At 61.9% G+C, this 6,603-nt stretch carries 9 protein-coding genes; 1 reads left to right on the top strand and 8 read right to left on the bottom strand.

Annotated features, from left to right (window positions below; translation table 11 throughout):
* Positions 1–375: S1C family serine protease (locus tag B2V21_RS21095; RefSeq protein ID WP_286917938.1), on the top strand; the 375-nt coding region annotated here is incomplete at its 5' end.
* 74 nt (positions 376–449) lie between these two features.
* On the opposite strand, the gene hisC is transcribed toward B2V21_RS21095, so the two are convergent.
* From hisC to mlaD, 8 genes are all read right to left on the bottom strand, one after another.
* Entirely contained in the window at positions 450–1,493 is a 1,044-nt protein-coding gene (hisC, locus tag B2V21_RS21090) for a histidinol-phosphate transaminase (RefSeq protein WP_286917937.1), read from the bottom strand.
* 2 nt (positions 1,494–1,495) lie between these two features.
* A complete protein-coding gene (gene hisD / locus B2V21_RS21085) occupies positions 1,496–2,824 on the bottom strand; it encodes a histidinol dehydrogenase (RefSeq protein ID WP_056845027.1) in 1,329 nt (442 codons plus the stop codon).
* A 125-nt stretch (positions 2,825–2,949) separates the two neighbouring features.
* A complete protein-coding gene (gene hisG / locus B2V21_RS21080; RefSeq protein WP_043186752.1) occupies positions 2,950–3,585 on the bottom strand; it encodes an ATP phosphoribosyltransferase in 636 nt (211 codons plus the stop codon).
* Between the two features lie 69 nt (positions 3,586–3,654).
* Entirely contained in the window at positions 3,655–4,920 is a 1,266-nt protein-coding gene (murA, locus tag B2V21_RS21075; protein WP_043186747.1) for a UDP-N-acetylglucosamine 1-carboxyvinyltransferase, read from the bottom strand.
* 22 nt (positions 4,921–4,942) lie between these two features.
* The gene (locus B2V21_RS21070) at positions 4,943–5,182 is read right to left on the bottom strand and encodes a BolA family protein (protein WP_043186744.1); all 240 of its coding nucleotides are present in this window, start codon (positions 5,180–5,182) and stop codon (positions 4,943–4,945) included.
* A gap of 113 nt (positions 5,183–5,295) precedes the next feature.
* On the bottom strand, positions 5,296–5,598 hold the full coding sequence (locus B2V21_RS21065) for an STAS domain-containing protein (RefSeq protein WP_286917936.1): 303 nt from the start codon (positions 5,596–5,598) through the stop codon (positions 5,296–5,298).
* Entirely contained in the window at positions 5,598–6,251 is a 654-nt protein-coding gene (locus B2V21_RS21060) for an MlaC/ttg2D family ABC transporter substrate-binding protein (RefSeq protein WP_049860589.1), read from the bottom strand. The genes B2V21_RS21065 and B2V21_RS21060 overlap by 1 nt, the downstream gene beginning before the upstream one ends.
* Positions 6,252–6,261: 10 nt before the next feature.
* A partial coding sequence (gene mlaD, locus B2V21_RS21055) for an outer membrane lipid asymmetry maintenance protein MlaD (RefSeq protein WP_286917935.1) occupies positions 6,262–6,603 on the bottom strand: 342 nt, incomplete at its 5' end.

Here is a 6,603-nt window from a genome sequence, read left to right as displayed (position 1 = left end):
GCGCTGGAGGTGATGAAATCGATCATCGAACATGGCCAGGTGATTCGCGGCTGGCTGGGCATCGAAGTGCAGCCGATGACCGAGGAGCTGGCCGAGTCGTTCGGCATCAAGGACCGGCCAGGCATCGTGGTCGCAGGCGTCTTCCAGGGCGGCCCGGCACAGAAAGCCGGTTTGCAACTGGGCGACGTCATCCTCAGCATCAATGGCGAGGCGGCCGGCGATGGACGTCGGTCGATGAATCAGGTGGCCCGCACCAAACCAGGCGACCGGATCGCCATCCAGGTGATGCGCAAGGGCAAGGAGCTCACCTTGAACGCCGAGGTGGGCCTGCGCCCGCCACCGGCGCCGGCGGCGGTGAAGAAGGAGGAAAAGTAGGCCCTGCAACCGCAACGTGCAGCGGTCGACCCGCTGCACCGCCCGATCAATATGGATCAAGGTCTGCGTGAAACTTACAGCGCGTCCAGCAACGCCTGATTCTGCTCCGGCGTACCAATGCTGATCCGCAGGAACTGGGCAATGCGTTCCTGCTTGAAGTGCCGCACGATCACACCTTTCTCCCGCAGGCGAGCGGCGATGCCCGCCGCGTCCTGTTCGGGATGATGGGCGAAGATGAAGTTGGCCGCCGAAGGCAGCACGTCGAACCCGCGCTGATGCAGCCCTTCGACCAGTTTTTCCCGGCTGGCGATGACCTTGGCGCAGGTGTCTTCGAAGTAGGCCGTGTCGGCGAAGGCCGCAGCGGCGCCGGCAACGGCGATGCGGTCGATCGGATAGGAGTTGAAGCTGTTCTTGATGCGCTCCAGCGCCTCGATCAGATCCGGGTGCCCCACCGCCAGGCCTACACGCAGGCCGGCCAACGAGCGTGATTTGGAAACGGTCTGGGTGACCAGCAGGTTCGGATAGCGATCGACCAGCTTGATCGCCGTTTCGCCACCGAAGTCGACGTAGGCTTCGTCCACCACAACGACCGAGTCCGGGCTGGCCTTGACGATCTGCTCGACCGCCTCCAGCGGCAACAAGCAACCGGTCGGTGCGTTCGGGTTAGGGAAGATGATCCCGGCGTTGGGCTTGGCATAGTCTTGCGCACGAATCTGGAACTGGTCATCCAGCGGCACGGCCTCGAAGGAAATACCATACAAGCCGCAATAGACCGGATAGAAGCTGTAGCTGATGTCCGGAAACAGCAGCGGTTGATCATGCTGGAACAAGCCGTGGAAGATATGCGCCAGCACCTCGTCCGAACCGTTGCCCAGAAACACCTGGTTGGTCTGCACACCGTAATAGTCCGCCACGGCCTGCTTGAGCAGATCGCTGTTGGGGTCCGGGTACAGGCGCAGGGCATCACTCAACTCGGCGCGCATGGCTTCGATCGCCTTGGGCGATGGGCCGTAGGGGTTTTCGTTGGTATTGAGCTTGACCAGGTTGGCGACCTTGGGTTGCTCGCCGGGCACGTATGGCACCAGGTCCTTGACGAAAGGGCTCCAGAATTTGCTCATGCTCACTCCCCTTTTGCCAGATCGGATTGAATACGGTATTCGGCGCTGCGGGCATGGGCGCTCAGGGATTCACCCCGGGCCAGTACCGAAGCGGTCTTACCCAGTTCGGAAGCCCCCTGCTCGGAGCAGAAGATGATCGACGAACGCTTCTGGAAGTCATAGACCCCCAGGGGCGAGGAAAAGCGCGCCGTGCCGGACGTCGGCAGCACATGGTTGGGACCTGCGCAGTAGTCGCCCAGCGCTTCACTGGTGTGACGCCCCATGAAGATGGCACCGGCGTGACGTATCTGCGGCAGCCAGGCCTGAGGATCTTCGACCGACAACTCCAGGTGCTCCGGCGCGATGCGGTTGGCCACTTCGATGGCCTGCTGCATGTCGCGGACCTTGATCAACGCGCCACGGCCGTTGATCGAGGTATTGATGATCTCGGCACGCTCCATGGTCGGCAGCAACTTGTCGATGCTGGCCGCGACCTTGTCGAGGAACTCCGCATCGGGGCTGACCAGAATCGCCTGGGCGTCTTCGTCGTGTTCGGCCTGGGAGAACAGATCCATGGCAATCCAGTCCGGATCGGTGCCGCCGTCGCAGACCACGAGAATCTCGGAAGGGCCAGCGATCATGTCGATCCCGACCTGGCCGAACACATGGCGCTTGGCCGTCGCCACATAGATGTTGCCAGGGCCGACCACCTTGTCCACCCGCGGCACGCTTTCAGTGCCGTAGGCCAGGGCCGCGACGGCCTGGGCGCCGCCGATGGTGAACACGCGGTCGACCCCGGCGATGCAGGCCGCTGCCAAGACCAGTTCGTTGACCTCGCCTCGCGGCGTGGGCACGACCATGACCACTTCGGTCACGCCCGCCACCTTCGCCGGAATGGCGTTCATCAGCACTGACGAGGGGTACGACGCCTTGCCGCCAGGCACATACAGGCCGGCGCGATCCAGTGGCGTCACTTTCTGGCCGAGCACAGTGCCATCGGCTTCGGTATAGCTCCAGGAGTCCTGCTTCTGCTTTTCGTGATACAGGCGCACCCGCTCGGCGGCGGTTTCAAGCGCTTCGCGCTGGGCCTCGGTGATGCGCGTGAGGGCCAGTTCCAGGCGCTCGCGCGGCAGGATCAGGTCGGCCATCGACGCCACCTGCAGACCATCGAAGCGCTCGGTGAACTCGACCAGCGCAGCATCGCCCCGCTCGCGCACGGCCTTGATGATGTCCAGCACCCGCTGATTGACCGAATCATCGGACACACTTTCCCAGCTCAACAGATGGTCCAGATGGCGGGCGAAGTCCGGATCAGTGGCATCGAGTCGGCGAATAGCAGTGGAAGCGGTCATGGCGGGCCTCAAATAATGGCAATTGCTCAAGCGCCGATAGATTACCAATCGATCCACATGGGCACTTGAGTTATTTGGCTATGATGCGGATAGACGGGCGCGGGTTGCGAACCCGCGCGGGAAAGTCAGCCGCGGTGTCGCGACTCCACTGCCTTGCGCAGCGTGTCGATCAACGCCTGGATGCGGGCGTGCTGCATCTTCATGGAGGCTTTGTTCACCACCAGCCGGGAGCTGATGTGGGCGATCAATTCCTGAGGTTCCAGGCCATTGGCGCGCAGGGTGTTGCCGGTGTCGACGACATCGATGATCTTGTCGGCCAGGCCCACCAGCGGTGCCAGCTCCATGGAGCCGTACAGTTTGATGATATCGACCTGACGACCCTGCTCGGCATAGTAACGCTTGGCAACGTTGACGAACTTGGTGGCGACGCGCAGACGACCCGTGGGCTCGGCGGCACCGATGGCGCCCGCCGTCATCAGCTTGCACTGGGCAATCTGCAGATCCAGCGGCTCGTACAGGCCCTGGCCGCTGTATTCGAGCAGGACATCCTTGCCGGCAACGCCCAGGTCGGCAGCACCGTGTTCGACATAGGTCGGCACATCGGTGGCGCGCACGATCAGCAGGCGCACATCGTCCTGGGTCGTGGGAATGATCAGCTTGCGGCTCTTGTCCGGGTTTTCGGTGGGCACGATGCCCGCCTCGGCCAGGAGCGGCAATGTATCGTCAAGAATGCGGCCTTTGGACAACGCAATGGTCAACATGGGAAACGTCAGTCCTTACAGGAAAGTTTCTGGCAACGCCCGGGCGCATCCCTGCGCCCGGCTCGCTTATCAGCCCGGTACGCGACGGATCTTGGCGCCCAGCATCTGCAGTTTTTCTTCGATGCACTCGTAGCCACGGTCGATGTGGTAGATGCGGTCGATCAGGGTATCGCCTTCAGCCGTCAGCGCGGAAATCACCAGGCTGGCCGAAGCCCGCAGGTCGGTGGCCATGACGGGCGCGCCCTTGAGCTTTTCGGCACCGGTGACGATGGCTGTGTTGCCTTCCACCTGGATCTGCGCGCCCATGCGGTGCATTTCGTACACGTGCATGAAGCGGTTTTCGAAGATGGTCTCGATCACGGCGCCCGTGCCTTCGGCAATGGCATTGAGCGAGATGAACTGCGCCTGCATGTCGGTGGGGAACGCAGGGTATGGCGCGGTACGGACGTTGACTGCCTTGGGCCGCTTGCCATGCATGTTCAGTTCGATCCAGTCGGCGCCCGTGGTGATCTCGGCACCCGCTTCGCGGAGCTTCTCCAACACCGCTTCGAGGATGGTCGGATCGGTGTCCTTGACCTTGACCCGGCCGCCGGTGCAGGCCGCAGCCACCAGGTAGGTACCGGTCTCGATGCGATCGGGCATGACCTTGTAGGTCGCCGAGTGCAGACGCTTGACGCCATCGATGGTGATGGTGTCGGTGCCCGCGCCCTGGACATTGCCGCCCATGGCGTTGATGAAGTTGGCCAGGTCGACCACTTCCGGCTCGCGCGCAGCGTTCTGCAGCACGCTGCGGCCGTTGGCCAGCGCCGCGGCCATCATGATGTTCTCGGTACCGGTCACGCTGACGGTATCGAAGAAGAAGTTGGCACCGCGCAGACCGCCCTCGGGGGCCTTGGCCTTGATGTAGCCGGCTTCCACGTCGATCACGGCGCCCATGGCTTCCAGACCACGGATGTGCAGGTCGACCGGACGCGAGCCGATCGCGCAACCGCCGGGCAACGCCACTTCGGCCTCACCGAAACGGGCGACCATCGGGCCCAGCACCAGGATCGAGGCGCGCATGGTCTTGACCAGTTCGTACGGCGCAACCAGGGTCTTGATGGTGCGCGGATCGATCTCCACCGCCAGCTTCTCGTCGATCACCGGCTCGATGCCCATGCGGCCGAACAGCTCGATCATGGTGGTGATGTCATGCAGGTGCGGAAGATTGGCGACCGTCACCGGCCCATCGGCCAGCAAGGTAGCGGCCAGGATCGGCAAGGCGGAGTTCTTCGCCCCGGAAATGCGGATTTCGCCATCAAGGCGAACGCCGCCAGTAATAATCAGTTTGTCCATTGGAGTCTCGACGCGGGGTGGCTCAGGAACGCTCAGCCCAGGCTGCGCTGCTGAAGAATTTCATGGTGATCGCATGGATGCTGCCATCGGCGATCCATGGGTTCAAATGAGCATAGATCTGTTGCTGGCGCTTGACCGGACTGAGCGCAGTCAGCTCGTCACTGATCACGTTCAACTGGAAATTGCAGCCTTCGCCTTCGACTTCCACCTGCACTCCGGGCAGTTTGGATTCAAGGAAACCCTTCACTTCTACAGCCTGCATGCTCAACCTCGATCGGCGCCCTGTGCGCGCGGGTCGGCCATCATACAAAAAAGCCCTCCGACTGCGAACCCCGGATTCACGGGATCAGGTCAGAGAGCTGTGCAGATGGCCAATCAATTCTGTGAAAAGAAGTCGCTCATGCCAGTGACCTGAGCGATCTGACGCATGTCGTGCGGCAATGCCTGAATCCGCACGCTCTTTCCAGCGGCCTGCGCATCGCGCATGAAGCCCAGCAACAGGGACAGGCCCACGCTGCTCGACTTTTCCACGCCGGTGCAGTCGATGACCAGCGCGGCGGCCTGGCTGGATTGAATCAGTGCCTGCCCCTGCTTGCGCAGGGCCGCACCGCAGCGGTAATCCAGCACACCGGCCAGGCTCAGTTGATCGCCCGACAGTTCGACACGACCCTGTTCCATCACTGCGCGCTCGTCGGTGCAGCTTTGTCGGTCACTTCCTTGGCCTTGGCGACTTCGCCAGCCCAACCATCGATGGTCTTGTCCAGGTCGTTGCCGTTGCGCTGCATGCTGTCGGCGAACTGATCGCGGAACAGCTTGCCGATGTTGATGCCGTTGATGATGACGTTACGCACTTTCCATTCGTTGTTCAGGTTTTCCAGGGTGTAGGAAACCGGATACACCGCCCCACCCGTACCCTTGACCTGCATGTCGACGCTGGTGCGTGTGCCGCTTTCATCCTTGGCCGGACCTACGGTGATGCCCTGGTTGTTGTACTCGAGCAAGGCGTTGCCGTAGAACTGCATCAAGCTGCGCTTGAAGTTTTCCTGGAACCGGGCCATCTGCGCGGGAGTAGCCTTGCGCGAATACTTCACGGTCATGATGCTGCGCGAAATGCCATCGGCGTCGACCACGGGACCGACGATGGTGTTGAGCGCGTCGTAGAACGCCTGCGGATTGCTGCGGTAGGTGTCGCGGTTCTTTTCCAGATCCGACAGCAATCGGTCGGTGACGCCCTGCACCACCTGATGTGCGGACACCGCAGGCGCTGCATTGGCCCACATCGGCAGCAGAGCCACCAGAACCAGCAAGCTGCGTCGCATGATCGAAAACATGGATAACTCCTTATTTGGCATCTTTGCTGACTGTATTGAGCAGGAACTTGCCGATCAGGTCTTCGAGCACCAGGGACGACTGGGTGTCATGGATGGTACCGCCGTCGGCGAGCAAGGCCTCCTCGCCACCCACACTGATACCAATGTACTTCTCGCCCAGCAGACCCGCAGTCAGGATGGAAGCAGTGGAGTCGGTGGGCAGGTTGTCCACTTTCTTGTCCAGCTGCAGGGTCACCCTTCCGGTGAAGGTGTCGCGATCCAGATCGATGGCCGTGACCTTGCCGATGGTCACACCGGCCATGGTCACCTTGGCTCTGACAGTCAAACCGGCGATATTGTCGAAATAGGCATA

It is taken from the genome of Pseudomonas sp. UBA6276, assembly GCF_002438365.1.
Taxonomy (GTDB): Bacteria; Pseudomonadota; Gammaproteobacteria; order Pseudomonadales; family Pseudomonadaceae; genus Aquipseudomonas; species Aquipseudomonas coleopterorum.
The sequence above is the reverse complement of the archived record's forward strand: the minus strand, read 5'-3'. Positions and strand labels throughout refer to the sequence as shown.